This window comes from Vibrio sp. D417a (genome assembly GCF_030248595.1).
GTDB classification, from domain to species: domain Bacteria; phylum Pseudomonadota; class Gammaproteobacteria; order Enterobacterales; family Vibrionaceae; genus Vibrio; species Vibrio alginolyticus.
This window is the reverse complement of record NZ_JAHGAM010000006.1, coordinates 20409-46426: the sequence shown is the minus strand read 5'-3', so window position 1 is coordinate 46426 and position 26018 is coordinate 20409. Positions and strand designations below refer to the sequence as shown.

Below are 26018 nucleotides of genomic sequence, written 5' to 3'. Positions count from 1 at the left end.
TATGTTAGCGAGATTACTACTTTCAGTTTGTGCTGTGTTTAGCGTCTTTGGAGCAACAGCAGCAGAGGTGGATAAAACTGAACCTTATAAGATGATGAAGCAGGTAGCTGAAGTCACGTTCGAAAGATTGAAAGCCGAACAGCCGAAAATCAAACAAGATCCAAATTTACTTAAAGTGATCGTTGAAGAAGAGCTAATGCCTTACGTCAACTACCGCTATGCAGGGTTAAAACTTCTTGGTCCAAACTTAAAAGGTGCTAAGCGTGAAGATGTACTTGAGTTTATCGATGCATTTCGTGCTTACCTGATTGCGTCTTATGCACAAGTGTTGACGCAATACTCTGACCAAAAAATTGAGTTTGGCCCTGAGCCTAGCATTGATGACTCTAAGCGTATTACAAGCATTAAAGTTGATATCATCGATACTCCGCGTCCAAACATCAAACTTGAGTTTAAACTGCGTAAAGACAACCAGTCTGGTGAGTGGGAAGCATTCGATATGATTGCAGAGGGCATTAGTTTGCTTTCTAGTAAACAATCAGAATGGAACAGTAAAATTCGTCAAGAAGGTATTCTATCTGTTGCTAAAGATCTAGAAAAATTGGCCGCAGAACCGATCCGCTTCGAGGCGAAGAAATAATGGCCCAGATTCCCGCTCAGTGGCAATTGGATCAAAACATTCTTAAGCTAACAGGGGCACTTGATAGAGATACAGTGCCTTCATTGTGGGCGTATGCACAGCAATGGCAACCTGCTCAATCGGAGCTGGAATGCTCGCTAAAAGAGGTAGAGCGCGTCGACTCTGCAGGAATGGTGATGTTAATCCACTTATTAGAGCATGCAAAAAAGCAAAACTGTCATATAATGCTCAGTTTCGTGCCGGCGCAACTGCGCACTTTGTTTCAACTGAGCAATGTTGAATCTTTAGTGGCCAAACACATACAGAATTATCAGGGGTAAATTGTGGATAGCGCAAAAGTACAACAGTTATTAGAAGAAGCACTAAACCTTCAAGAAGTGCATGTGAAAGGTGAAGGTAGCCACTATGAAGTGGTTGCTGTTGATGCTTGTTTCGATGGAATGAGCCGCGTTAAGAAGCAGCAGCTAATTTATGCTCCTCTGATGGAATACATCCAGCGTAACGACATTCACGCATTATCAATCAAAGCGTTCACACCAGAAGAGTGGGCTCGTGATAAGAAATTGATGTCGCTTTAAGGTTTATTGATGGAAAAGTTTCGAGTTATTGGGTCAGATAAACCACTAGTTGGTGAAGTGACCATTTCAGGTGCAAAAAACGCAGCACTGCCGATTTTATTTGCGTCTATCTTGGCGGAAGAGCCAGTAGAAGTGGCAAACGTACCACACCTTCGTGATATCGATACAACCATGGAACTGCTTAAGCGTTTAGGCGCGAAAGTAAGCCGCAATGGCTCTGTTCATGTTGACCCAAGCAGTATTACAGAATACTGCGCGCCTTATGATTTGGTGAAAACCATGCGTGCTTCTATTTGGGCTTTAGGTCCTTTGGTGGCGCGCTTTGGTCAAGGTCAGGTTTCTTTACCAGGCGGTTGTGCCATCGGTGCCCGTCCTGTGGATCTGCATATTTCTGGTTTAGAGCAGCTTGGCGCAACCATTACATTAGAAGATGGTTATGTAAAAGCAGAAGTGGATGGTCGTCTAAAAGGCGCGCACATCGTGATGGATAAAGTCAGCGTAGGCGCGACGATCACCATCATGTGTGCGGCAGCGCTGGCGGAAGGCACAACAACACTAGATAACGCTGCGCGTGAGCCTGAAATCGTCGATACCGCTGATTTCCTAAATAAGCTTGGCGCAAAAATCTCTGGCGCTGGCACAGATACCATTACGATTGAAGGTGTTGAGCGCCTAGGCGGTTGTAAACACAACGTGGTTGCTGACCGTATTGAGACGGGAACATTCCTTGTCGCAGCAGCAGTATCTGGCGGTAAAGTGGTATGTCGCAACACTAATGCTCATTTGCTTGAAGCGGTTCTCGCCAAGCTGGAAGAAGCTGGCGCGCTTGTCGAAACGGGTGAAGATTGGATCTCCGTTGATATGACCGACCGCGAGCTAAAAGCGGTAAGTGTACGTACTGCGCCACATCCTGGTTTCCCGACGGATATGCAAGCTCAATTTACGCTTCTGAACATGATGGCGAAAGGTGGCGGCGTGATCACAGAGACTATCTTTGAAAACCGCTTTATGCACGTACCAGAACTCATGCGTATGGGCGCTAAAGCTGAGATCGAAGGCAATACGGTTATCTGTGGTGATGTTGAGTCACTCAGCGGTGCGCAAGTCATGGCAACCGATCTACGAGCTTCGGCTAGTTTGGTTATTGCAGGTTGCATTGCTAAAGGCGAAACCGTCGTTGATCGTATTTACCATATCGACCGTGGTTACGACAAAATCGAAAATAAACTGGCTGCACTTGGCGCAAATATTGAGCGAGTGAGCTAGTCAAGTTAAACTGCACCGCAGGTAACTTGGATATCAAGAGAGCCGAAACCTGAGTTTCGGCTTTTTTATATCACTCTCATGACCATATTTTCCCTTTATGGAAAGAGAGATATTAATAGCTGTATCTGGCAAAAGCCGGTTCCTGGAGAACAAGAATGATTGCACTGTTACGTGTATTTGCTGTCGCTATCTTTGCGATTGTTATGTTTATTGGTGGTTGTGGTTACTGCCTATTAAGCCCTAGAAACCCTAAGCACGTTTTCACTTTTGGCCGTTTGTTTGCCAAGATGTCTCGTGTGTTTGGGATTAAGTTAGAGTTGCGTATCCCTGAAGATGCGTATTCACGCGGCCAACATGTTTACATTGCTAACCACCAGAACAACTGGGACATGTTTACTGTTTCTGCGGCTGTGACTCCGAAAGTTGTGACAGTAGGTAAAAAGAGCTTGGCTTGGATGCCACTGTTTGGCCAGCTTTACTGGCTTACGGGTAACATTCTGATTGACCGAGCGAATCGTTCTAAAGCAAAAGGTACTATCGATCAGGTCGTGAGCAGCATGAAAGAAAGTGATGTTTCGGTGTGGATGTTCCCAGAAGGCACGCGTTCTCGTGGGCGTGGTTTGCTGCCATTCAAAACAGGTGCTTTTCATGCGGCAATTGGAGCAGGTGTGCCAATCATTCCTATCGTATGTAGCTCGACGAATAAAATTAAGCTGAACCGTTGGAACAATGGTCATGTGATTGTTGAAATGCTACCTCCAATCAGCACTGAAGGCTATGGTAAAGAGGGCATTCGCGAGTTAGCGAATATCTGTCGTGAACAGATGAAAGAGAAGCTTGAATCGTTAGATGAAGAAGTCAAACAGCGTAATGCTGCTTAAGTTTTACTGCGATATCATCACGAAAAGATAATAAAAAACGGGTAGCCTGAGCTACCCGTTTTTTATGTTTGTCAGCAAGTACAATTATTTGCGAACTGCAATTGCTTCAATCTCGATGCCAACATCTTTTGGTAGGCGAGCCACTTCTACACAAGAGCGTGCAGGGTAGTTTGCTACGCCGTGCTCATCAAAGAACTTGCCGTAAACTTCGTTCACCGTGCCAAAGTCATTTAGGTCTTTAACAAAAACCGTTAGCTTTACAATATCAGATACTTTAAGACCTGAAGATTCAACTACAGCCTTTACGTTTTCTAGAGACTGACGAGCTTGTTCTGCGATATCAGCAGACACTTCACCTGTCGCTGGGTTTACTGGGATTTGGCCTGAAGTAAGAACCATGTTACCTAGATCTACGCCTTGAACGTAAGGACCGATTGCTGCTGGTGCAGACTCAGTGTGAAGTACTTTCGTCATTTGATTTTTTCCATCAGTTGTAGGGAATAAAGATTCTCAGTTTGCCTCTAAACCCTCGGTAGGTAAAGAGCAAAATACCCTGACATTGCAGGGTATTTTAAACGTATCACAGCCTAGTCGTGCGGCGTGTTTATCGCTCGGTTACGATCTCGCGTGAGAACACTTTCTCGCAGTATTTACACTTTAGGCGGATTTCTTGTTTTTTCTCGAACACGCTAAAGCTGCTTTCTACTGGTTCATTATGAGAAATACAGTTTGAATTCGGGCATTCAAATACATCATTGATGCGCTCAGGAAGCTCTAACGCGAGCTTTTTCACCACTTCATAATTCTCGATTTGATTCACGGTCGCGTGAGGAGCATACAACGCTAGCTTGCTCGCTTGCTCTTCATTGATAAACACATTTTCGATTTTGAGTAGATCTTTATGACCGAGTGCTGATGATGGCAAGTTCAGTCCAATCGTTACGCGTTGTGATGAATTGTGCATATCGAACAGTCTTAATACTTTGATGCCGATTTGCGCAGGGATGTGGTCGATGACCGTACCATTTTTGATTGCTTCTACCTGCAATTGAGTTTCTTTAGCCATGATTTTTCCCCTCGATTACAGTGTTTCGTTTAGAACAAGCGCCAGCAGTGCTTGGCGAGCATACACGCCATTTTGAGCTTGCTGGAAGAAGTAAGCATGAGGCGTTTTATCAACATCAGTTGTGATCTCATCCACACGTGGTAGTGGGTGCAGCACTTTCAAGTTCTCACGCGCGCCTTCTAGTAGTGCCGCTGTTAGGATGTAAGCCGACTTAATATGTGCGTATTCCGATTCGTCAAAACGTTCTTTCTGTACGCGTGTCATGTACAGAATATCCAGTTCAGGAATCACACTTTCCATGTCTGTGTGTAGGCTATATTGAATGCCAGCTTCATCTAGTTCTTCGCAGATGTAATCTGGCATTGCCAGCGCATCTGGTGCAACAAAGAAGAAGCGGATGTTGTTAAACTTTGCTAAGGCTTGAGTCAGTGAGTGCACTGTGCGGCCATATTTTAGATCACCTACGAATGCGACGTTCAGGTTGTCTAGACGCCCTTGTGTTTCCGCGATGGTGTATAGGTCGAGTAGCGTTTGAGTTGGGTGTTGGTTTGCACCGTCGCCCGCGTTGATCACTGGCACGCCATTTGAAAATTCAGAGGCCAAGCGAGCGGCGCCTTCTTGTGGATGACGCATCACAAAGGCATCGACGTAAGAAGAGATGACTTGTACTGAATCTGCGAGTGTTTCGCCTTTTTTCGCCAGAGAGGTATTACCATCATTATCAAAGCCAATCACGTCACCACCAATGCGCTGAATCGCTGTTTCAAACGATAAACGTGTACGTGTTGATGGTTCAAAGAAACAACTTGCAACGACTTTGTTTTTAATCAGTTCTGGTCGAGGTGCTTTTTTAAGGCTACCTGCTGTTTCTACGATAAGTTCCAGTTCTTCGCGTGAAAGCTCTGGAATAGAGATGATGTGCTTCTGGTAAAGCGAGTTCGCCATGATCTTCTTCCCTATAACATTGATGACTACATCCAAATAACCGAAAGGAATTTTGGACATAAAAAAACCTCCCCAATGGGGAGGTTTTAAAATTCAATAGAATTAACGAAAATAACACCACGTAAGCGTAGTCGCTTAGCGAGAGCAAATCGCGTTTTTACGTCAGCAATCAGCGTGGTCATTTCTTAATCCTCAGACAAATTGCCGAGCATTATACGCTTAACTTTCGTGAGCGCAAGCGATTACATCATGGTTTTTAGCGGCTGTTTTTGCGCGCTGGTTAGCTTCCTAGCGTCGCAACCATCACGGCTTTGATGGTGTGCATACGGTTTTCAGCTTCGTCGAATACGATGGAGTATTCTGATTCAAATACCTCTTCTGTTACTTCAAGGCCTTTCATGCCGTATTTTTCAGCGACTTCTTTGCCGACGGTGGTTTCATCATTGTGGAAAGCTGGAAGGCAGTGCATGAATTTCACATGTGGATTACCCGTTTGCTTAATCACGTCCATATTGATTTGATAAGGTGTCATTAACGCTACACGTTCATCCCATGCCTCGGCAGACTCACCCATAGACACCCAAACGTCGGTGTATAGGAAGTCACAACCTTTCACACCTTCCTCAACGCTTTCTGTTAACGTGATTTTTGCTCCGGTTTGTTGCGCGATAGTTTGACAAGTTGCCACGAGCTCTTCTTCAGGCCAGAACGCTTTTGGCGCGACAAGGCGAATATCCATGCCCATTTTCGCTGCGCCCACCATAAGTGAGTTACCCATGTTGTTGCGTGCATCACCTAGGTAAGCGAAGGTTATTTCATGTAGCTGTTTACCACGGCCGTGCTCTTGCATGGTCAGGAAGTCAGCAAGGATCTGGGTTGGGTGGAACTCATCCGTTAAACCATTCCACACTGGAACACCAGCATAAGTACCAAGCTCTTCAACAATGGATTGGCCAAAGCCTCGGTATTCAATCCCGTCGTACATACGACCAAGGACGCGAGCGGTGTCTTTCATCGATTCCTTATGACCGATCTGCGAGCCAGAAGGGCCGATGTAAGAGACTTGAGCACCTTGGTCAAAGGCAGCGACTTCAAACGCACATCGGGTACGAGTCGAAGATTTCTCAAAGATTAGTGCGATGTTTTTACCTTGAAGTTTCTTCTGCTCTGTTCCTGCATATTTAGCTTTTTTCAGCTCTGCAGACAGTTCGAGCAAAAACTGGATTTCTTTGGTTGAGAAGTCCAATAGCTTCAAAAAGTTGCGGTTACGTAAATTGAAAGCCATAGCTCGTCCCTTAGTACATGTGATTAGATTAATAGAATTCATTAAAACATATAAATGCTTTTATTGTGAATAATTATTTTTAAATAAAGCTAAAAAAGGTTGATGTATTCACATCAACCTTAGTTTTGATTCACCTAATGTAAAGAGACGAGTAAGTTATATATCGTCTCGTTCTATTGGACAGCTCATACAGCGAGCGCCACCGCGACCACGACCAAGCTCGTTACCAGGTACTGTCAGTACTTTGATGCCAGCTTTATCGTATTTTTCGTTGGTGTATACGTTGCGTTCGTAACCAATTACTACGCCCGGTTTTACAGTTAGAACGTTATTGGCATCATTCCATTGTTCGCGTTCCGCTTCATAGCTGTCGCCACCCGTGGTGATGATTTTCAGCTGATCTAAGCCAAGAGCGGACTCAATCGCGTGCAGATAGTTATGTGAGGCTTCAACATGCATTTCACCGTTGCCTTTTGGTGTTAAGCGCCATGTGTCGAGATCTTTGCGCATGATCTCTGGGTAGACAGAGAAAGTATCTACATCCATATGGGTCATCACAGTGTCTAAATGCATACATGAGCGGTGTTTAGGCAGATCAATTGCAATAACCTCGGTAGCTTGGCCTGCTTTAAATAGGCTCGCTGCAAGGTTCTCTACACCTTGTGCAGTCGTACGCTCAGACATACCGATAAGAACTGCACCTTTACCAATAACCAACACATCACCGCCTTCGACATTCGCATTATCATAATGCAGATCATCGTCACCGAAGTATTTGATAAAATCTTGGCCAGCAAAAATTGGGTGCCAACGATAAATCGCACGTAGGTGGTTTGTTTCACGTTGACGTGCAGGCATCATCATCGGGTTAAGAGAAACGCCGCCATAAACCCAACATGAGGTATCACGAGTAAAGAGGTGATTAGGCAGTGGCTCAATAACAAAGTCGAGAGGACGCTTCATTTTTGGCAGCATAGAAGATGAGGAGATCGGTAGCTCTGAGTAAGCTAAGCCACCTAAAAATATGCAGGCAAGATGTTCATCATCCATTTCTGAAAAGTATTGGCGTAGGTCTCGCGCAAATGTTGGCCCGTAACGAAAGTCAGAAATCTGAGTGTTCAGCAGCCATTGTTTTGCTTCTGGAACAGCGAGGGTTTCGACCAGTAAATCGTGGAGGAGAAGCACTTCAACGTCTTGCTCGCGCAGCGTACGTGCGAATGCATCGTGCTCTTCACCTGCCGCTTCTACAGCAAGAACGTCATCAAATAGCAACTCATGACAGTTTGACGGAGTTAAGTGGGTTAGGGCGCGTTCAGGGCGATTTAATAGAACTCGTCGAAGTTGACCAACTTCTGATCCAACGTACAGCTTGCTCATTTTGTATCCTTACAAATTTTCCAGCCATTAGTTATGACAAGCTTCCTAGAAAGATGCAAGTTATCAAGCTTTGTTTATGTTCTGGTGTTTCTGGTTTTGTGAGTTTTTTATTTTTATTTTGATTCTTATGAAATTTGTTATCAGATATAAATGCTATTTTACTAAAATTAGAGTGCGTGCGTTTTTATTCTAATTTTCCCGTTGAGAAAGAATACACGCACAGTGCATAAAACGTGCATTTTTATTCTAAATTATGCATTATTAAAGTGAATTTATTCGTTATGCTTCTTCGTTTTACACGTGAGTGTATTCAAGAAAGTATCATAAACACGCATAGAAAGAGAAAATAACAACATTAAGTGTCAATTAGGATGTTCTGAATATTAAAAAATGCCATTCTTTGTTAATTTTTTGTTTCTTTGTGTGGTCGGTTTAATATTTAGATTCAAATAACCGATAAGAATCGCAGTGGTATGATGTTTGTTTGTGGCTTTTCATCGCAATCCATGCCATATTTCACCGGATCAGCATACTCAGTATCGGGTATTGTGTTTCCATCAAGTAACTAATCTGGAGCCAAAACATGTCTCACGAAGATGAATATCTATCAGTAGAAGAATTAATTGAGATTCAAAAGGAAGAGACTCGCGATATCATTGCAGCATTGCTAGAAGATGGCAGCGATCCAGATTCGCTATACGAAATCGAGCACCACCTGTTTGCAGAAGATTTTGACACGCTAGAAAAAGCGGTAGTTGAAGCATTCAAGATGGGCTTTGAAGTTCTTGAAGCAGAAGAAACTGAAGATGAAGATGGTAACAAGTTGCTTTGCTGTGATGCGACTATGGAGTCCGCACTAGACGCAGAAGCGATTGATGCGCAAGTTGAAAAATTGATTCACTTGGCAGAAAAATACGACATCATCTATGACGGTTGGGGTACGTACTACGAAGGCGAAGATGCGCTTTACCCTGAAGAAGATGAAGACGACGAGTAATCAAAGCTCACTACTTTTGGAAAAACCAGCGTTTAACGCTGGTTTTTTTATACCTTGAAAAACTGACGAATGTGGAGGCGATAAATAATTCACATTGAGTTTATAGGGGATTTCTCCCTATAATGCGTGAAAATTGATCTAGCTCAAGGTGTTTATGCAACTCTCACTCGCCGGTTTATGGCAAGTCTCTCCACTGACGGACCTTTCTATCCCACAGGATGACATTACTTTCCCTGCTCCTTTGAGTCAGGTATTGCCTGCTGAACTGACAGAAGAAGCAATTCGTCAGCAAGAGTGGCACCTGATGCATGACATTGAAGTGGACGAATCCATGATGGCATTCCCAGCGGTAGAAATGGTGTTGGGTGGTGTGGATTACCATGCAGAAGTGCGTTTGAACGGAGTAGCATTGTTTGACTGTGACGGTTCTCAAAATGTCTACAAGAAAGACATTCGCCCGTTCATGCAGATGGGGCGCAACCGTTTTGAGATCCTATTCCTTGAGGAAGAAGAAGATCTTCTGTTGGATGAGGATAAACCGGAGTTGTGTTCACTTGCAGATCATGAATACCAAAAGAGTGACGAGCGCTTAGGGGTATGGCAAGAGCCGTATCTGCAGTTTATTCGCAATGTGCGTTTGGACCGCGTGGCTACCGAACAGATTTGGCACCACGGTGGTGGTTGTGAGTTTAAGGTGGATTTGTACTACCAAACTTTTGCGCCGGGTTTAGTATCGGCATCGGTTAAGTTCAATGGCATGACTTACCATATTCCTATTGATGTCCGAGCGGAGCATGCGAGCGCTTTATTCCAGATCGAAGCGCCAAAGTATGCCGATCTTACTGATCCTGATCCAAGTGATCTCTACCAGTTGTCTGTTGAGTTGGATGGGCAGCACCAAAACTTCACTGTTGCCTTGAGCCAGGAGCTTTGTGTTACCCATGTTGTGCTTTAACGTCTAATAATATTATCTATTACAGCATCTTAAGCATTACGACTTCACATGCATCATGCCCTGTTTGTCCAAGCGGGGCATCGAGATGCTCAAAGCCTAGCTTTTCATACAAGCTTACCGCTTCTCTCAGACATTCAGTTGTCTCTAAATAGCACTGCTGATACCCAAATTGTTTCGCCAATTGTAAGCTCAATGCGACGATGCGTTTGGCTAAACCGTGTCCTCGTGTTTGAGGTAAGAAGTACATCTTTTGTAGTTCACACACATTTGGCTCGCCCGCTAAAGGGGCAAAGCCACCGCCACCAACGATCTCTCCGCGATGTTCAATGACCCAATAGGCGGCCCCGCATTGATTGTAAACCGAATACATATCATCAAGCGTTGGATCGGCCACACCATAACCTTTGTCTGCGGTTAAGCCGTATTCTGCAGAGACTTTACGAATCACATCTGCGACTTGCGGGTTGTCTGCTTTAGTAAGAGGTCGAAGAACGTATTCCTCAGACTGACACACTTTTGTTAGCCCTTTTAGGTAAGTCTCTAGACCAAGTTTGAGTTGCTCTTGCTCGCTGTCATCGAGTTGGGTAAGCAGTTGTTCAAAGAAGTGGTTTTGCTGTTGGTCCAGTTGTGATAACGCCTGTTGGCCTTGATCTGTAATCGCTACGAGTTGACTACGTTTGTCTTTTGGGTTTTCGATGCTCTCGACCAAACCTAATTTAATCAAACCAGTAACGGTTCGGCTCGCGTTGGACTTGTCGACATTAAGCTGCTGTGCCAGCTGATTGATGGTCAATGGCTGCAATTGGATTTCACCCAATGCGTGCGCTTGCACTGGAGTGAGAGCGACATCGCCGCATTGTTTATCAAGCATACCAAGCAATCGGACGGCTTGACGGGAGTAGTGTCGAAGTTGACGAGCGTTCATTATCACTTACCTCTAAAAATAAAGTTGCGCATCGCAATTAAATTAATTGCGGTGCGCAACCTTGTCAATGGTAAATGTCATTTTTCTCGTTAGGAGACGTAGTGAGCCTCCATGTTTAAGCGTGGTGATGTAAACAAAACTGCGGTGCTGGAGCTTTTTCTGATGATTTACGCATCCATACTTTCTCGTGGAAGTAGTAAGCCACCGTGTTCAAACTCGGCTCTAGCATCGCCATTACGCCGCCGACAAATGCATCACCTGTTAGTAAGTAAACCACGGTAAAAGCGACGCTGAAGTGCACGGTCGCAAAGCTTGCGGTTTTTAATTTGGTCATCCACTGACGAGCTTTAAGTGCTGGGACTTTTGCCCATGCCTTTTCATGAAAGTAGAAGGCTACGGTGTTCACTGAAGGCTCAATCATGGCAATTAAACTACCAATTAGAATGTCGCCAGTAAGCACGTAAGCGACACTAAACGCGATAGTAAAATGGAGTGCTGCAAAGGTTAGTGTCTTTTTCATGATAATTACTCAATCGTTGTGTTGTTTCGATAGGTCTATTATTGAGAATTATTATCATTAAATCTAATGGGCAGTTAAGATTAGTTTGATAGGTAAAAACTATTAAATAGGAGTGGAAGTAGGAGAGAAGAGCGAATATCTTTGAAAGCTTTCCGAGTGATAAATGCAAAAAGGGTTGATGCTTTCACACCAACCCTTTGATTCTTTTACTCTAGCCTTTAGCGATTAAAGTGCAGCGATCGTTGTCTTCTGCTCTTCTAGCTTAGCTAGCGTCTCTTTGTAGCCTTCAAGCTTCTCACGCTCTTTAGCAACAACAGCTTCAGGTGCTTTCGCTACAAAGCCTTCGTTGCCCAGTTTGCCTTCGATACGCTTGATTTCGCCGTGAGTCTTCTTGATTTCGCCATCTAGACGAGCAAGCTCAGCATCTTTGTCGATCAGACCTGCCATTGGGATCATCAGCTCAGACTTACCAACCAGTGCTGTCGCACATGCAGGAGTTTGTTCGCCAGTTTCAAGCACGCGTACTGCTTCTAGCTTCGCTAGTGACATCAGTACTTGCTTGCTTGCTTCTAGACGAGAGGCATCTTCTGCATTTGCTGCTTTCAGCATAACGTCAAGCGGCTTACCAGGGTTGATGTCGTATTCAGCACGTAGGTTGCGGATGCTAGTGATGAACGCTTTCACCCACTCGATGTCGTCTAGCGCTTCTTGGTGGAAGTTCGCTTCGTCAAACTGAGGCAGAGTTTGTAGCATGATTGTCTCGCCCTCAACACCGTCAACTAGTGGCTTGATGCTTTGCCAGATAGTTTCTGTGATGTAAGGAATCACAGGGTGAGCTAGACGTAGCGTCTTCTCAAGTACCGTGATTAGTGTACGGCGAGTACCACGCTGTTGCGCTTCAGTACCTTTCCATAGAACGGGTTTAGTTAGCTCTAGGTACCAGTCACAGAATTGGTTCCAGATGAATTCGTAAAGTGTGTTCGCAGCCATATCTAGACGGAAGTTGTCGATATGGTTGTTGAACGCTTTCGCTGCTAGTTCAAACTGAGACTCGATCCATTTGTCTGCTAGTGAGTATTCAATCTCACCACCGTTGAAGCCACAATCTTGCTCTTCTGTGTTCATCATTACGTAACGGCTTGCGTTCCATAGTTTGTTACAGAAGTTACGGTAACCTTCAAGACGCTTCATATCCCAGTTGATATCGCGACCTGTTGATGCCATTGCTGCAAGAGTGAAACGCAGTGCGTCTGTACCGTATGCTTCGATACCGTTTTCAAACGTCTTACGAGTGTTCTTCTCGATCTTCTTCGCTAGTTGAGGCTGCATCATGTTGCCACAACGCTTCTCTACGAGAGACTCTAGGTCGATACCATCGATCATGTCGATTGGGTCAAGTACGTTACCTTTCGACTTGGACATCTTGTCGCCGTTTTCGTCACGGATTAGACCAGTAACGTAAACCGTCTTAAATGGTACTTGTGGTTTGCCGTTTTCGTCTTTCACGAAGTGCATGGTCATCATGATCATGCGCGCAACCCAGAAGAAGATGATGTCGAAACCAGTTACTAGTACGTCTGAAGGGTGGAATACTTTCAGATCGTCAGTTTGCTCTGGCCAACCTTGAGTACCGAACGTCCATAGTGCAGAAGAGAACCACGTATCCAGTACGTCTTCGTCTTGGTGAAGTTCAATGACTGACTCTAGGTTGTTGTTCTTGCGAACTTCTTCTTCAGTGCGACCTACGTAAACATTACCTTGGTTGTCGTACCAAGCTGGGATGCGGTGACCCCACCATAGCTGACGAGAGATACACCAGTCTTGAACGTCACGCATCCAAGAGAAGTACATGTTTTCGTATTGCTTAGGAACGAATTGGATGTCGCCGTTTTCTACTGCTTCAACTGCGGTTTTCGCTAGAGGCGCAGTACGTACGTACCATTGGTCAGTTAGCATTGGTTCGATAACAACGCCACCACGGTCGCCGTAAGGAACTTGTAGATCGTGATCTTTCACTTCTTCAAGTAGGCCTAGCTCGTCGAATTCAGCAACGATAGCTTTACGAGCGGCAAAACGCTCCATACCGTGGTATTTAGCTGGTAGCTCAGTGCTGTAAGCGTCGCTTGCTTCGCCGTTAGTGTTGAATACTTCTGCTGAGTCGCGGATGTTCGCGTCGAAAGTCAGAATGTTGATCATTGGTAGCTGGTGGCGCTTACCTACTTCGTAGTCGTTGAAGTCGTGCGCAGGTGTGATTTTCACACAGCCAGTACCTTTTTCCATATCTGCGTGCTCATCGCCCACGATTGGGATGCGACGATCAACGATAGGAAGGATGATTTCTTTACCGATAAGATCTTTGTAACGTGGATCTTCTGGGTTAACTGCAACACCCGTATCGCCTAGCACGGTCTCTGGACGAGTCGTTGCAACAACGATGTAGTCTTTGCCATCCGCTGTTTTTGCGCCATCTGCTAGTGGGTAGCGGAAGTGCCACATGTGGCCTTTAGTGTCTTTGTTCTCTACTTCTAGATCTGAAATCGCTGTGTGTAGCTTTGGATCCCAGTTAACTAGACGCTTACCGCGGTAGATTAGATCGTCTTCGTATAGACGTACGAACACTTCTTGAACGGCGTTAGATAGACCATCGTCCATCGTGAAGCGTTCACGATCCCAGTCTACAGATGCGCCAAGACGACGAAGCTGCTTAGTGATAGTGCCGCCAGATTCGCCTTTCCATTCCCAGATTTTGTCGATGAAAGCTTCACGACCGTAATCGTGTTTTGTTTTGCCTTCTTCTGCAGCGATCTTACGCTCAACAACCATCTGAGTTGCGATACCAGCGTGGTCAGTACCTACTTGCCAAAGGGTGTTTTTACCCTTCATACGTTCACAACGGATAAGCGTATCCATGATCGTATCTTGGAACGCGTGGCCCATGTGTAGGCTACCAGTGACGTTCGGTGGCGGGATCATGATGCTGTATGATTCTTTAGTAGTGTCACCGTGTGGCTTAAAGTAGCCTTTCTCTTCCCAAGTCTGATACAGAGCTTGTTCGATTGAAGTTGGGTTGTATGTCTTTTCCATAGCGCTCTTTTAATGGATACGTTGATGGTTGAATCTTAGTCAATCTTTATAAGTGAGGGATCTTAACAAGATCGCCTTAACTATAAGGATTGACCGTTAAGGATATTGAATTTCGATCGTTTGCAGCTGGTAACCTGCTTGACGGTAAATTTTATATCTTTCTCTTGCGAGTTGTTTAGCTTTTTCTTCGCAGGGCACGAAGTCTACCACTTGAGCAAACTTGTTCGCAAAGGTTGTCTCATTTTCCGCCAAATTAATTACCAGCTGACGGTTCCAATTAGGTTTTACACCTTCATGGCCGATTTCAATATTGGTGGCGTATTTCGGTCCCTCGCCTACGAGGTTATGTGCCATGAACTTGTCTGCATCAACTTGCCAAAAGGCTTCAGCGAGCTGCTCGGCGTGTGGTTTGTCTTGGCAGTTTAAATACACTTTAGCGCCTTGGCGAGCAAAGTGCTGAGCCAAAAACACGATGTATTCTTCAAAGCCAGCCACCGTTGCTTGCGGGCTCTCTTCGTTAATGATGTAGAAGGTTGCAGTTTGCATCATTCTCTCACTTGCCTTGGGTCTCTTCCTAAGACCATCTTAAGTCCCACTTTCATTTTAGAAAATTAGGATAATAAAAAAGGGCCTTGCGGCCCTTTTAGATTCTGTTCAGAAATTACTCTTCTGTCTCTTGGCCGCTGCGGTTCAAAAGGAATTGGACAAGCATTGAGACAGGACGGCCCGTTGAGCCTTTCGCTGCGCCTGATTTCCACGCGGTACCTGCGATATCGACGTGTGCCCAGTTGTACTTCTTCGCGAACTTAGATAAGAAGCAACCCGCAGTAATTGTGCCACCAGGGCGACCACCAATGTTTGCCATATCCGCAAACGGGCTTTTCAACTGTTCGTGGTACTCGTCTGCCATTGGTAGACGCCATGCACGGTCACTCGCTTGCTCAGAAGCGTTTACTAGCTCATGAGAAAGAGGGTTGTGGTTAGAGATTACGCCGCTGATATGGTGGCCTAGTGCGATAACACAAGCACCAGTTAGCGTTGCAACGTCAACCACGCAGTCTGGTTCGAAACGCTCTACGTAAGTCAGTGCGTCACAAAGAACAAGACGGCCTTCAGCATCCGTGTTCAGAACTTCTACAGTTTGACCAGACATGGTCGTTAGGATGTCACCTGGACGGTAAGCGTTGCTGCCAGGCATGTTTTCACAGCCCGCTAGAACACCAATAACGTTGATTGGTAGGTTTAGCTTCGCTAGCGCTTTCATTGTACCGAATACCGATGCCGCACCACACATGTCGTACTTCATCTCATCCATACCTTCGCCCGGCTTTAGGGAGATACCGCCTGAGTCGAAGGTTAGACCTTTACCTACGAGCACAATCGGTTTTGCATCTGAGTCAGGGTTACCTTTGTACTCGATGATAGACATCATAGATTCGTTTTTAGAACCACGGCCTACTGCTAGGTAAGAGGTCATACCCAGCTTTTCCATCTCTTGCTCACCAATAATTTTGGTGGTTACAGTTTCGTAATCGTCCGCTAGACGACGAGCTTGAGAAGCAAGGTAAGCTGGATTAGCTACGTTTGGCGGCATGTTGCCAAGGTCTTTTGAGGCTTTGACACCTGATGCGATAGCAAGACCATGAGTGATTGCTTTTTCACCCAAGTTCAATTCACGACGCGTTGGTACGTTGAAAACAAGCTTGCGCAGTGGGCGGCGAGTCTCAGGTTTCACGCTCTTGAATTGATTAAATGTGTATAGACCATCTTTAGTCGCTTCTACAGCCTGGCGCACTTTCCAGTATGTATCACGACCCTTAACATGCAGTTCAGTTAGGAAACATACCGCTTCCATTGAGCCTGTCTCGTTAAGTGTGCTGATCGTCTTTTGAATGATTTCCTTGTACTGGCGCTCGCCAAGTTCACGCTCTTTGCCGCAACCGACAAGTAAAACGCGCTCTGACAAAACACCTGGTACTTGATGCAGTAGCAGCATCTGACCAGGTTTACCCTCTAGATCACCACGGCGAAGTAGTGAACTGATGTAACCGTCACTGATTTTATCAAGTTGTTCGGCTACTGGAGAAAGGCGACGTGGTTCAAACACACCAACAACGATACATGCGCTACGTTGTTTCTCTGGACTGCCACTTTTTACACTGAACTCCATGCGTACTCCTACATCCTGAAGACAAATTGCTCTAAATGTTAGATAATGATCGCTTACTTGTTGAATTTTAGCTCCAGGCTTACATGCAGAGCTGATTAAGCGACTAACATCTAGTTTATAATTTTTAAAAAAATAAATGGTTCAACGGGAAACTATAGTGATTCGACCAAAAAAACAAGTTTTGTATAGGTAATTTCAGCGTGATTATTGTTAGATATTTGATCCGCGAAACACTCAAGAGCCAATTTGCGATTTTTTTCGTACTTTTTTTGGTGTTTGTAAGCCAGAAATTCATAAGTGTTCTTGCTGATGCTTCTGATGGGGATATTCCTGCTGGATTGATTTTCTCGATTGTTGGTTTGAACATGCCAGCAATGGGTCTGTTAATGCTGCCTTTAAGTCTGTATATCGGCATATTGATCACATTTGGTCGTCTGTATGCAGAGAGCGAAATTGTCGTAATGAACGCGACAGGTATTGGTAATAAATTCTTGGTTCAAGCGGCCTTATACCTAGCGTTGATTACTTCAGCGGTGGCGGCTTTCAATGCGTTGTGGCTATCGCCGTGGTCTCAAGACCGCGTTGAGCAGCTTTATGAGCAGGTAGCGTCAGAAAACAGCGTTGACCTACTTAAAAAAGGTCAGTTCCAAGGTACACCAGACGGTTCATCGGTTGTGTTCATCGATGACATTAAAGACAATACCTTGAGCAACGTTTTTGTTGCGCAGATGCGCCCTCGAGATTCGGTGTTACCGAGTGTGATGTTCTCATCTTCTGGTGAGGTAAAAGAGCTTTCGGACGGTCGTCAGATCATCACTATGAAAGAAGGTACGCGTTATGAAGGTGTGCCTACTCGCGTTGAATATATGATCACGAAATTCGATGAATACGAAGGTGTTATCGGCCAACGTGAGGTCAAAAAGAAAGGGCGAGACTGGGAAGCATTCCCAACGGTTGACTTGATAGGTCACCCAGATCCAGAGGCGCAAGCGGAGCTACAATGGCGAATTTCGTTATTTGTGTGTATTCCACTCTTAACGATGCTCGTTATTCCTTTGTCTGCGGTGAATCCGCGTCAGGGACGGTTTGCCAAAATGGGGCCTGCGATTCTGATCTACCTAGCGTATTTCTTGGCGATCAGTGCAACCAAATCTGCATTAGAAGATGGTGACATCCCGGCTGCTATTGGTATGTGGCCAATCAATGCGATGTTGCTGATTGTTGCTATCATGGCGAATATGATGGACAGCGTTGCTGCTAGACGAATAAAAGACAAATTCCGCAAGAAGAGGCTCGCGTAAGCTGTGTTCAAAATCTTAGACCTTTACATCGGTAGAACCATCATCTCTACCACTGCCTTGGTTTTAGCGACGTTTGTTGGCTTATCAGGCATCATCAAATATGTAGAACAGCTACGTAAAGTAGGGCGAGGTGTGTACGACCTCACTCATGCGTTGTACTTTGTGTTACTCAGTGTGCCGCGTGATATCGAAATGTTCTTTCCAATGGCGGCATTACTCGGTGCCCTGATCGGCTTAGGTATGTTGGCTTCAAGCTCTGAGTTGGTGGTGATGCAAGCTGCTGGTTTCTCTAAGCTGGATATCGGGTTATCGGTACTAAAAACGGCCGTACCGCTCATGATTGTCGTTATGGCGTTAGGTCAATGGGGCGCTCCTGAGGCCCAGAAGATGGCCCGTGACTTACGTGCGTTTGCGATATCAGGTGGTAGCATTGTGTCTGTGCGCTCAGGTGTGTGGGCTCGTGACGCAAACGACTTTATCTTTATAGGTAAAGTCGAAGACGACAAGCTTTATGCTTTAAATATGTGGCGTTTTGATGATGATAAGAATCTACAAAAAGTTATTTTCGCCGAAGAAGTCGACTACCAACAAGATAACAACTGGCTGATGCGCTACGTACAAATTACCGATATGGAAAATGAAAACGTAATTTCGAAGCAAGACATCGAACAGATGGAGTGGCACACTTCTTTGGCACCAGATAAGCTAGCAGTGGTGACTGTGAAGCCAGAAGAACTGTCACTGAGCGGTTTGTATGATTATGTGACTTACCTAAAAGCGTCGGAACAAGATGCATCTCGCTATGAGTTGGCATTTTGGCGTAAGTTGACTCAGCCGCTTTCAATTGCTGTGATGATGTTAATGGCGCTATCTTTTGTTTTCGGTCCACTCAGAAGCGTGACCATGGGGGCAAGGGTATTGTCGGGCGTGGTTGCCGGGTTTACTTTTTACATATCCAGTGAGTTCTTTGGCCCATTAAGCTTGGTGTATGGCATATCCCCAGTGTTTGGTGCTTTGGCCCCGAGTTTGGTGTTCTTAGCTATTGCGATTGCACTACTACGAAGAAAGCTATAACTGAAGCATCATCGAATAAACCAAGTTTTACCGAACCAAATGTAAAGGAAGGCATTACGCCTTCCTTTTTTGTGTTCCTAGACAAGTTAGTTTGCCTTAGGTAATACAACAACCTCTGTTTTGGCCCAAATGTCGTGGAAACCACGTTTCTTCGGATCAATCGGTACAGTCAAATTTGCCAAGCCAAAGCCAGATGTCGAAATACGAATCAGAGCTTGAGTTACCGTAATTGGTGCTCCGTCTTTGGCATTGCGAACTCGAAGCTTCCAAGCGCGCATCCCAAGAGTTTGTCCTGCTCGCGTCCAGAAGAACACAAAGAAATATATCCACACACCCGCAAGATAAAGTGTAAATAGAGGGCTCAATACAGGGTGCTTTCCGAGCATATCTGCGGCATCAGCGTACTCGCCATAGCTCAACAATCCTGCTGCATTTAGTGCAAACACAACGGCCATAACAATACCAGCGGCCATCATTTCAATTGCGATAATAATCAATGTGTCGTAAATCAACGCTGCAAGTCGACGAAAGAGACCAGCAGGTGGAAGAGTTGTAGACGTTGTCATTATTCCATCACTTACCTTAAAAATTGTGCGTCAGAATATAGATTCCCTCACCAAGAGAAAAGAGACCTAACGCACAGAGTCTTTAATTGTGTATAAACGAAGTGACTTTTCTGCCCTACGTTATCAGCACATGTCATGATACACGAGGCCGTGCAGCAATATGTTTCAACTGAATTCGATTCTCTTAACCATTGGCTCTTTGGTCTGTGACCAGATTAGATAGCTGAGAGAGTTGGTGTTTCTCATCTTCGGTATAATGTTGGCTTAACGAAAGCTCTAAAGCTTTTTCTGACAGCTTGATTGCTGGTGACAAAAATAACTTAGGGTGCATACTAGAGAGAGCTAGCAAGGCCTTTTGTAGGCGAATCTGTATTTGGAGTTGCGCTGCACCATCGTGTGCTATCGGCAAAAAGACATCATCGAACAAATCCTGGCAGCTCAATGCGGGCACAAATAGTCTAGGGTATCGAGTTTTGGTAGGCGGCTCACTGAGTAGGTCTCCCCATAATGAAAGTGCTCGTACAGAACGCCCAAGAACGTCAATCGCGGTGCCATTATCATTTACAGCCGGAGATAGTGCTCGTGAGGCGATTTCCGCCATAACGACTAAACCAAAGCGAGGGTCCTGATCATATGAACGCTCCGTTCGAATCGTGAAGGCTGCCGTTACTTCGCTTTCGTCTGGCAACTCTCCACAAACCCAAGCCAATGGTTGACCTACGTACACAAAACTTCCCGGTTGTCGCTCAAGGTAGATGGTGCATTGGTTTGCTTCAGCAATACTATCGAGATGATGCATATCAACATGCTGTAAGTAGCCAATTTCTTGGCTCAAAATAGGTTTACTTCCTCTGGGTTTATGTTCTGGGTGGCTCCACGGGTGAGCACCTAGCCAACGCTCTTTGCCCCGTTTTCTAATAGCATCTAACAAGGCTTGCTCCACGTATGAAGTGGTTTCACTGACCCTTCCTAGTACGGAAAGGTGCTGAATCCAACGTAGCAGAGTGAGTATGATCATCACGATTACGGCGATAGTCACGATGAACAGATAAATTTGTGCTTGTTGATGATAGGCCCCAATACCTAGCGCGATAATTCCTACCAAACTAAATAGAAAAGAGCCAAGAAAGGTTGCTAAGGCATTTTGTGTTGTGCTGTCTTCCATCAACAGTTTTGTCGCTCGCGGCGTTACCCCTGCACTAGCGGCACTGTACGCTGAGACCATAATATTGAGAGAGAATGTAGTCACTGCAAGCATGGAGGTTGCGAGGATATTTAATATGTTGTTCAACAAATCCTTGCTGACGTTGATGGCAGGGGGCAGAGTAATGAACTGGTTTAAAACAATCGACATTAAGGCGGTAGCAACAGCTAGTAATGCGTAGAGTGACGTCCGGACCCACAGTTTTCGTGTCATCTGTTTCAGTAACCACTGCCATTTTGACCCAGTCATTCTTTGCTCCTATTCAGTTCTCACTAGAAAGTCGATAGAAAATTCAGAAAGTTATTCTTGCTTAAGCATAGGTTAAATGCCCGTCGTTCTGCTTGATATTTCATGCATCACGAAAGTAAGAAAGCTGCTTGCTTCAAAGAATGGTGCTCTTGAGGTGTGAATTACCACGATTCTGTTACCTTAATTGATAGATGAATTAAAAGTATGTGATTGAAAAGAGGTAGCGCATGATTGTAATTACAGGTGCAAGTAGCGGCTTAGGGGCGGAACTAGCAAAGCGTTATGATGCGGAAGGCAAAGAGACGTATGTAATAGGAAGAAATACAGAAAAACTATCCGCACTAGCAAAACAACTCTCTCATAACGTTGGTTATCAAGCTTGCAACCTCTCATTGCACCAAAATGTGAAACAGCTCTTTGATGGGGTGAAACAGTCCCCTGAAATGGTCATTCATAGTGCGGGAAGTGGTTATTTTGGCTTACTGGAAGAGCAGGAGCCGAAAGAGATTCAAAAGTTGATTGATAACAACCTGAATTCTGCGATTCATGTGCTAAGAGAGTTAGTAAAGCGTTACAAAGATCATCCAATAAAAGTGGTCATGATCATGTCCACAGCCGCGCAACAACCTAAAGCGCAAGAGTCTACGTATTGTGCAGTGAAATGGGCCATCAAAGGATTAATTGAGTCGGTTCGTTTGGAGCTAAAAGGAAAACCTATGAAAATTATCGCGGTTTATCCTGGTGGAATGGATACGGAATTCTGGAAAACAAGCGGCAATACGATGGACACGAGTCACTTCATGCAAGCAGAAGATGCCGCAGAGATGCTCCATAATGCGTTGTCGAGCATTGGGAATGGTTATGTTTCTGATATTACAGTGAATAGAACTTAAAAAGAGTTTCGTATACTCATTTTCATCTGGAAGAGTAGTAGAAAATGGAGCGTACGTTTCTTATGAGTACAGCTTTGTCACACTTTGTGGCGAAATTATCAGCAAACGATAGTTATTTAAGGTATTTCTGCTTGCGCAGGTCAAAAGCTTACGTATAATGCCAACCATCAAAGGGCAATAGCCCAAAGATGCCGGTGTGGTGAAATTGGTATACACGACGGATTCAAAATCCGTTGCCTTCGGGCGTGGCGGTTCAAGTCCGCCCACCGGTACCATACATAGAAAGGTCGCTTTTATAGCGGCCTTTCGTCGTTTATAAGCTTTGAAAATATTCAAGAAATCAGAAGCTTAGCTCGTTTTCCCCTTCCTTGTTATCGAAGCTTTTCTCGCTCCAATAGGCTCTCTTTATCCGTCTTAAAATTTCTCCCATGGTCCATATATGGTTCATCGCATGACGATTCTGTGCGCAAGGGAATCCCAGTAAATCCAACAAATGCAAAAAGCAGCCGTCGCACAAGCCAGTATCTTCAAGGGTTTCGAGCGAGAAGAACCATGGTACGACCATGGTGACTTTACGGTGCTATGAGGTTTTAGCTTTGCCTTTATGGAACAACTGATCGTTTTGATGGACAGTCGAAAAGTCGGTTTGAGATAGGAGGTTTTACGGTGTGTGTAGTAAGCGCGTTGGGGTAGATAATAAAGTATTAATCACATAGCACTTAGTAGGCAGGGGGCAAGGGGGGGGGACACCTAATATCATTTTATGGGGCTATTCATCATCTTTACCGAAATTGGAAAGACTAGATGTGAACTCAATAGTATACATGTAGTAACTCATACTCGATCTTTTATACCCGCTGATTAGTCTCGATTAGTTCGTACAAGTGCCCTGTGGGTATAGTCACTCGCAATTTGATAAAGCCTAGTTATCCTACTTAGACTAACTAGGTTCTTTTAGGTGAGAAAAACGCTAAAATTGATTACCTCGCATTTTTGATACACTCTCAAAATGAACTTACTGCGTGCTAGGGATGACATATGCCCCCGTTGCATGCGCTACCAATATCTTGCTTTCTTCCGAGTATATCCTTACTTCACCGTATGCATTTCTCTGGCTAAATTTTAGAACGCTACATTCAGCTACAATGTTTTGGTTCGCATCTGGTTTTTTCAAAAAGTTAATGTTGATATTTGATGTTAAAGCCATCTTTGAGAGATTACTTTTAGATAGGACAGCAACATAAAGGGCAGCATCAGCAACTTCCATCAAGGTTGGACCTGAAATTGTGTTCCCAGGGCGAAGATGTTGCATATCAATTAACTTCTTGATGATTACTTTGTCTTCACTAACATACTCTATCAGGAAGTCCGCTTGAGGAAACTCAGTTTCAAAAAAATGTTCTAACTCACTCTTACTAACCATATACTTTTGCCTTATTCCGAACTTTTAATTATTCAGAGAGAAAAAGCAGCTCAAAAATACTTTGAGCTGCTGATAGTTAAATGACAGGCTTATTCAATTGATGCGTAGATTGATTTATTCTGTGTATAAGACTCCATGGCCTCAATCCCCATTTCACGCCCAATACCCGATGCTTTATAACCGCCAAATGGTAAAGCGCTATCGAACTGTCCCCAAGTATTTATCCATACCATTCCCGCTTCCATTGCGTTGGCAACTCTGTGTGCACGGCCTAGATTTTGAGTTTGCACTCCTGCTGCCAAACCGTACTCAGAGTCGTTTGCAAGCGCGATGGCCTCATCTTCTGTATCGAATGGGATTACCGCAAGAACAGGTCCAAAAATTTCTTCTTGAGCAACGCGAGACTTGTTATCTACATCAGCAAGGATTGTCGGTTCAAAGTAATATCCTTTACCATCAACAGTCATTGGTTTACCACCCATTACCAATCGAGCGCCATCTTCAAGTGCAATGTCAACGTATTTCGCGCAATTATCACGAGCCGCAGCGTCAACTTGTGGGCCAAATGTAGTAGCCATGTCTAATGGGTCACCGATAACAAGCCCTTTAGTTGCTTCAACTAGCTCTGCTAGAACTTCATCATACACACTACGCTGAACCAACAAGCGAGTACCCGCCATACAGAACTCACCTTTATTGAAGAAAGCCGCAATACACGCATGTTGCGCCGCTTGTTTGATGTCTGCATCTTCAAAAATTAGATGTGCTGACTTCCCACCTAACTCCAAAGTCACTTTCTTTAGTGATTCTGCGCTTTGCTTGAGAATGCCTTTTCCTACTTCTGTTGAACCAGTGAATGCAATCTTCTTCACTTTAGGGTGCTCTACTAGAGCATTACCTACCGTGCGACCCGAACCAGTAACAACATTAAATGTCCCATCTGGTAATCCTGCGTCTTTAAAAAGCTGAGCCATTCGAAGAGCAGTCAATGGAGTAGCAGAAGCTGGTTTATGAACAAAAGTATTACCTGCCGCAAGTGCTGGTGCAATCTTGGTGCAAGATAGAATCATCGGAAAGTTAAATGGCGTTATTGCGGCAATTACGCCTAGTGGCTCCTTACGAGTATACGCCAATGGCATATGTCCACTCTCCGAAGGGGTAACCTGACGCGTAGCACCACCCAATTGACCACTTGCAACGCCTGCATAGAAGTGGAATAAGTCAGCAATAAACTGAATGTCGAAGTGACGAGCAAAAGCCAGTGGCTTACCCATATCCATCGACTCGAGAGCGGCAAGTTCATCCGCATTCTCTTCAATTAAATCTCCGATTTTGTTTAATACACGTGCTTTATGGTGTGGCCCCATTTTACGCCACTCTCCATTTTCAAACGCGTCATGTGCTGCATCTACAGCTGCGTCTACATCGCCTAATGTGGCTTGTGCAACACGCATGATTTCTAGTTCATTGGCAGGGTTGAATGTCGGAGCGGTAGCACCGTCAGCTGCATCACGCCATTGACCGTTAATAAATAATTGACCTTTTGGAAGTGTTGGAATTGTCATATTCATTTCCTCAAATAATCTTAAGCCATTCAATAATTTTAATTAGCGTTCAAGTACGACTCGATAACGAGCTTGACCACTTTTTACTCGTTCAATTGCTTCGTTGATATCATCAAACTTATACAGTTCGATTGCTGGTTTAATGTTGTGATGAGCTGCGAATTCAAGCATTTTTTCGATATTTGCCGGGCTGCCTACAGGAGACGCTGAGATTGTCTTTTGACCAAATATCATTGGGATAACTGATATATCTAGAGGTTCAGTTGTTGCGCCAACAAAATGTAAACGACCTTTTGCTTTCAATGTTGAAAGATATAAATTCCAATCAAGCTTTGCACTTACCGTAGAGATGATGTAATCAAAACGATTCTCTGCTTTAGCTATATCTTCAGGATCTCGAGAGTTGATTGTGTCAGACGCCCCGAACTCCATTGCTTCTTTTTTCTTTTCTTCAGAGCTAGTGAACGCAGTCACTTCACAACCCCAAGCTTTCATAAACTGGATTGCTAGATGACCCAAGCCACCGATACCAATGACTGCAACTTTATCCGTCGGTTTAATATTGAACTGAACAAGAGGGTTAAATACTGTAATCCCTGCACATAGTAGTGGGCCTGCGGCTTTAGGGTCGAGTTTCGATGGTAGTGGCATAACCGCTGATGCATCAGCGACAACTTTTTCTGCAAATCCACCATCACGCCCCATCATAGTGATCTCAGCATCATTACAAAGGTTGTGATCACCAGACATGCAATCAGAACATGTATGGCAGTAGTCACTATTCCAACCTAGGCCAACTGTTTGACCTACTTCAATGTTGTGAACCTTAGAACCAATAGCTGAAACTTTACCAATCACTTCATGCCCCGGTACCAAAGGAAACTGGCTCAGTCCCCACTCATTATCAAGCATGCTCAAATCTGAGTGGCACACACCACAATATTCAACATCAATGACCACCTGACCTTGTTGTAATTCAGACAATTCTCGCTCAACAGCTGTCAGAGGTTGGCCAGCACCATTTGCTGCGTATGCTATATACATTACTTTCTCC

26 protein-coding genes and 1 tRNA gene are annotated in these 26018 nt (G+C 44.6%); 11 read left to right on the top strand and 16 right to left on the bottom strand.

Features of this window, described 5'->3' with window-relative positions:
• Position 1: 1 nt before the first annotated feature.
• From mlaC to KI742_RS07665, 5 genes are all read left to right on the top strand, one after another.
• Positions 2–640 (top strand): phospholipid-binding protein MlaC, encoded by a 639-nt coding sequence (gene mlaC, locus KI742_RS07685; protein ID WP_005381098.1) that lies wholly within the window; start codon positions 2–4, stop codon positions 638–640.
• Positions 640–960 (top strand): lipid asymmetry maintenance protein MlaB, encoded by a 321-nt coding sequence (locus KI742_RS07680; protein WP_167415471.1) that lies wholly within the window; start codon positions 640–642, stop codon positions 958–960. Before mlaC ends, KI742_RS07680 begins: the two co-directional genes overlap by 1 nt.
• 3 nt (positions 961–963) lie before the next feature.
• Complete coding sequence (ibaG, locus tag KI742_RS07675) at positions 964–1218, top strand: BolA family iron metabolism protein IbaG (RefSeq protein WP_005381092.1); 255 nt, start codon at positions 964–966, stop codon at positions 1216–1218.
• 9 nt (positions 1219–1227) lie between these two features.
• Positions 1228–2484 carry a UDP-N-acetylglucosamine 1-carboxyvinyltransferase gene (murA, locus tag KI742_RS07670; protein ID WP_005388419.1) on the top strand — a complete coding sequence of 419 codons (1257 nt, stop codon included), beginning with the start codon at positions 1228–1230 and terminating at the stop codon, positions 2482–2484.
• Between the two features lie 155 nt (positions 2485–2639).
• A complete protein-coding gene (locus tag KI742_RS07665; protein ID WP_005381088.1) occupies positions 2640–3365 on the top strand; it encodes a 1-acylglycerol-3-phosphate O-acyltransferase in 726 nt (241 codons plus the stop codon).
• Between the two features lie 84 nt (positions 3366–3449).
• Here the strand turns inward: KI742_RS07665 and KI742_RS07660 are convergent, their stop codons facing one another.
• From KI742_RS07660 to arcA, 6 genes are all read right to left on the bottom strand, one after another.
• On the bottom strand, positions 3450–3839 hold the full coding sequence (locus tag KI742_RS07660) for a RidA family protein (RefSeq protein WP_005381087.1): 390 nt from the start codon (positions 3837–3839) through the stop codon (positions 3450–3452).
• 130 nt (positions 3840–3969) lie between these two features.
• Positions 3970–4431 carry an aspartate carbamoyltransferase regulatory subunit gene (pyrI, locus tag KI742_RS07655; RefSeq protein WP_005381086.1) on the bottom strand — a complete coding sequence of 154 codons (462 nt, stop codon included), beginning with the start codon at positions 4429–4431 and terminating at the stop codon, positions 3970–3972.
• Positions 4432–4446: 15 nt separating this feature from the next.
• A complete protein-coding gene (gene pyrB / locus KI742_RS07650) occupies positions 4447–5376 on the bottom strand; it encodes an aspartate carbamoyltransferase (protein ID WP_005381085.1) in 930 nt (309 codons plus the stop codon).
• An 86-nt stretch (positions 5377–5462) separates the two neighbouring features.
• Positions 5463–5558 (bottom strand): hypothetical protein, encoded by a 96-nt coding sequence (locus KI742_RS07645; protein WP_005381084.1) that lies wholly within the window; start codon positions 5556–5558, stop codon positions 5463–5465.
• 98 nt (positions 5559–5656) lie between these two features.
• A complete protein-coding gene (locus tag KI742_RS07640; protein WP_213871932.1) occupies positions 5657–6661 on the bottom strand; it encodes an ornithine carbamoyltransferase in 1005 nt (334 codons plus the stop codon).
• 156 nt (positions 6662–6817) lie between these two features.
• Positions 6818–8038, bottom strand: coding sequence for an arginine deiminase (gene arcA, locus KI742_RS07635; RefSeq protein ID WP_005381082.1), 1221 nt, complete (start codon positions 8036–8038; stop codon positions 6818–6820).
• 583 nt (positions 8039–8621) lie between these two features.
• Between arcA and rraB the strand changes: the two genes are divergently transcribed.
• Positions 8622–9035, top strand: coding sequence for a ribonuclease E inhibitor RraB (gene rraB / locus KI742_RS07630; protein WP_005381081.1), 414 nt, complete (start codon positions 8622–8624; stop codon positions 9033–9035).
• Positions 9036–9189: 154 nt separating this feature from the next.
• Positions 9190–9990 carry a hypothetical protein gene (locus tag KI742_RS07625; RefSeq protein ID WP_104975633.1) on the top strand — a complete coding sequence of 267 codons (801 nt, stop codon included), beginning with the start codon at positions 9190–9192 and terminating at the stop codon, positions 9988–9990.
• 19 nt (positions 9991–10009) lie between these two features.
• On the opposite strand, the gene KI742_RS07620 is transcribed toward KI742_RS07625, so the two are convergent.
• The 5 genes from KI742_RS07620 to pepA form a co-directional block, all read right to left on the bottom strand.
• Positions 10010–10915 carry a bifunctional helix-turn-helix transcriptional regulator/GNAT family N-acetyltransferase gene (locus tag KI742_RS07620; RefSeq protein WP_285386118.1) on the bottom strand — a complete coding sequence of 302 codons (906 nt, stop codon included), beginning with the start codon at positions 10913–10915 and terminating at the stop codon, positions 10010–10012.
• 115 nt (positions 10916–11030) lie between these two features.
• A complete protein-coding gene (locus tag KI742_RS07615) occupies positions 11031–11435 on the bottom strand; it encodes a DUF2061 domain-containing protein (RefSeq protein ID WP_005381078.1) in 405 nt (134 codons plus the stop codon).
• A 225-nt stretch (positions 11436–11660) separates the two neighbouring features.
• Entirely contained in the window at positions 11661–14519 is a 2859-nt protein-coding gene (locus tag KI742_RS07610; protein ID WP_104975631.1) for a valine--tRNA ligase, read from the bottom strand.
• 96 nt (positions 14520–14615) lie between these two features.
• On the bottom strand, positions 14616–15065 hold the full coding sequence (locus KI742_RS07605; RefSeq protein WP_031777270.1) for a DNA polymerase III subunit chi: 450 nt from the start codon (positions 15063–15065) through the stop codon (positions 14616–14618).
• A 115-nt stretch (positions 15066–15180) separates the two neighbouring features.
• Positions 15181–16689, bottom strand: a complete 1509-nt coding sequence (gene pepA / locus KI742_RS07600; protein ID WP_005381073.1) for a leucyl aminopeptidase — start codon at positions 16687–16689, stop codon at positions 15181–15183.
• Positions 16690–16889: 200 nt separating this feature from the next.
• On the opposite strand from pepA, the gene lptF reads away from it, so the two are divergent.
• Complete coding sequence (gene lptF, locus KI742_RS07595) at positions 16890–17990, top strand: LPS export ABC transporter permease LptF (RefSeq protein WP_167415467.1); 1101 nt, start codon at positions 16890–16892, stop codon at positions 17988–17990.
• 3 nt (positions 17991–17993) lie between these two features.
• A complete protein-coding gene (lptG, locus tag KI742_RS07590; RefSeq protein ID WP_005381071.1) occupies positions 17994–19064 on the top strand; it encodes an LPS export ABC transporter permease LptG in 1071 nt (356 codons plus the stop codon).
• Between the two features lie 86 nt (positions 19065–19150).
• Here lptG and KI742_RS07585 read toward each other — a convergent pair whose 3' ends face one another.
• Both KI742_RS07585 and KI742_RS07580 read right to left on the bottom strand, forming a co-directional pair.
• Positions 19151–19630 (bottom strand): RDD family protein, encoded by a 480-nt coding sequence (locus KI742_RS07585; protein ID WP_005381070.1) that lies wholly within the window; start codon positions 19628–19630, stop codon positions 19151–19153.
• A 184-nt stretch (positions 19631–19814) separates the two neighbouring features.
• Complete coding sequence (locus KI742_RS07580) at positions 19815–21083, bottom strand: DUF2254 domain-containing protein (protein WP_017636178.1); 1269 nt, start codon at positions 21081–21083, stop codon at positions 19815–19817.
• Positions 21084–21310: 227 nt separating this feature from the next.
• Between KI742_RS07580 and KI742_RS07575 the strand changes: the two genes are divergently transcribed.
• Positions 21311–21976, top strand: coding sequence for an SDR family NAD(P)-dependent oxidoreductase (locus tag KI742_RS07575; RefSeq protein WP_053303444.1), 666 nt, complete (start codon positions 21311–21313; stop codon positions 21974–21976).
• 190 nt (positions 21977–22166) lie between these two features.
• Positions 22167–22251: transfer RNA gene (locus KI742_RS07570), tRNA-Leu, on the top strand.
• Between the two features lie 740 nt (positions 22252–22991).
• On the opposite strand, the gene KI742_RS07565 is transcribed toward KI742_RS07570, so the two are convergent.
• The 3 genes from KI742_RS07565 to KI742_RS07555 form a co-directional block, all read right to left on the bottom strand.
• A complete protein-coding gene (locus tag KI742_RS07565; protein ID WP_285386119.1) occupies positions 22992–23399 on the bottom strand; it encodes a PaaI family thioesterase in 408 nt (135 codons plus the stop codon).
• An 89-nt stretch (positions 23400–23488) separates the two neighbouring features.
• The gene (locus KI742_RS07560) at positions 23489–24964 is read right to left on the bottom strand and encodes an aldehyde dehydrogenase (protein WP_285386121.1); all 1476 of its coding nucleotides are present in this window, start codon (positions 24962–24964) and stop codon (positions 23489–23491) included.
• 42 nt (positions 24965–25006) lie between these two features.
• Complete coding sequence (locus KI742_RS07555; RefSeq protein WP_285386122.1) at positions 25007–26008, bottom strand: NAD(P)-dependent alcohol dehydrogenase; 1002 nt, start codon at positions 26006–26008, stop codon at positions 25007–25009.
• Positions 26009–26018 lie beyond the last annotated feature (10 nt).

What these genes read in the sequence shown, in the direction of transcription:
- KI742_RS07580 (WP_017636178.1), bottom strand. Translation starts at nt 21,083, where the DNA reads ATGACTGGGTCAAAATGGCAGTGGTTACTGAAACAGATGACACGAAAA.
- KI742_RS07615 (WP_005381078.1), bottom strand. Translation starts at nt 11,435, where the DNA reads ATGAAAAAGACACTAACCTTTGCAGCACTCCATTTTACTATCGCGTTT.
- pyrB (WP_005381085.1), bottom strand. Translation starts at nt 5,376, where the DNA reads ATGGCGAACTCGCTTTACCAGAAGCACATCATCTCTATTCCAGAGCTT.
- KI742_RS07605 (WP_031777270.1), bottom strand. Translation starts at nt 15,065, where the DNA reads ATGCAAACTGCAACCTTCTACATCATTAACGAAGAGAGCCCGCAAGCA.
- KI742_RS07660 (WP_005381087.1), bottom strand. Translation starts at nt 3,839, where the DNA reads ATGACGAAAGTACTTCACACTGAGTCTGCACCAGCAGCAATCGGTCCT.
- murA (WP_005388419.1), top strand. Translation starts at nt 1,228, where the DNA reads ATGGAAAAGTTTCGAGTTATTGGGTCAGATAAACCACTAGTTGGTGAA.
- rraB (WP_005381081.1), top strand. Translation starts at nt 8,622, where the DNA reads ATGTCTCACGAAGATGAATATCTATCAGTAGAAGAATTAATTGAGATT.
- pyrI (WP_005381086.1), bottom strand. Translation starts at nt 4,431, where the DNA reads ATGGCTAAAGAAACTCAATTGCAGGTAGAAGCAATCAAAAATGGTACG.
- KI742_RS07560 (WP_285386121.1), bottom strand. Translation starts at nt 24,964, where the DNA reads ATGACAATTCCAACACTTCCAAAAGGTCAATTATTTATTAACGGTCAA.
- KI742_RS07575 (WP_053303444.1), top strand. Translation starts at nt 21,311, where the DNA reads ATGATTGTAATTACAGGTGCAAGTAGCGGCTTAGGGGCGGAACTAGCA.
- KI742_RS07680 (WP_167415471.1), top strand. Translation starts at nt 640, where the DNA reads ATGGCCCAGATTCCCGCTCAGTGGCAATTGGATCAAAACATTCTTAAG.
- KI742_RS07555 (WP_285386122.1), bottom strand. Translation starts at nt 26,008, where the DNA reads ATGTATATAGCATACGCAGCAAATGGTGCTGGCCAACCTCTGACAGCT.
- KI742_RS07565 (WP_285386119.1), bottom strand. Translation starts at nt 23,399, where the DNA reads ATGGTTAGTAAGAGTGAGTTAGAACATTTTTTTGAAACTGAGTTTCCT.
- KI742_RS07640 (WP_213871932.1), bottom strand. Translation starts at nt 6,661, where the DNA reads ATGGCTTTCAATTTACGTAACCGCAACTTTTTGAAGCTATTGGACTTC.
- KI742_RS07665 (WP_005381088.1), top strand. Translation starts at nt 2,640, where the DNA reads ATGATTGCACTGTTACGTGTATTTGCTGTCGCTATCTTTGCGATTGTT.
- KI742_RS07625 (WP_104975633.1), top strand. Translation starts at nt 9,190, where the DNA reads ATGCAACTCTCACTCGCCGGTTTATGGCAAGTCTCTCCACTGACGGAC.
- KI742_RS07585 (WP_005381070.1), bottom strand. Translation starts at nt 19,630, where the DNA reads ATGACAACGTCTACAACTCTTCCACCTGCTGGTCTCTTTCGTCGACTT.
- arcA (WP_005381082.1), bottom strand. Translation starts at nt 8,038, where the DNA reads ATGAGCAAGCTGTACGTTGGATCAGAAGTTGGTCAACTTCGACGAGTT.
- KI742_RS07620 (WP_285386118.1), bottom strand. Translation starts at nt 10,915, where the DNA reads ATGAACGCTCGTCAACTTCGACACTACTCCCGTCAAGCCGTCCGATTG.
- KI742_RS07610 (WP_104975631.1), bottom strand. Translation starts at nt 14,519, where the DNA reads ATGGAAAAGACATACAACCCAACTTCAATCGAACAAGCTCTGTATCAG.
- KI742_RS07645 (WP_005381084.1), bottom strand. Translation starts at nt 5,558, where the DNA reads ATGACCACGCTGATTGCTGACGTAAAAACGCGATTTGCTCTCGCTAAG.
- pepA (WP_005381073.1), bottom strand. Translation starts at nt 16,689, where the DNA reads ATGGAGTTCAGTGTAAAAAGTGGCAGTCCAGAGAAACAACGTAGCGCA.
- mlaC (WP_005381098.1), top strand. Translation starts at nt 2, where the DNA reads ATGTTAGCGAGATTACTACTTTCAGTTTGTGCTGTGTTTAGCGTCTTT.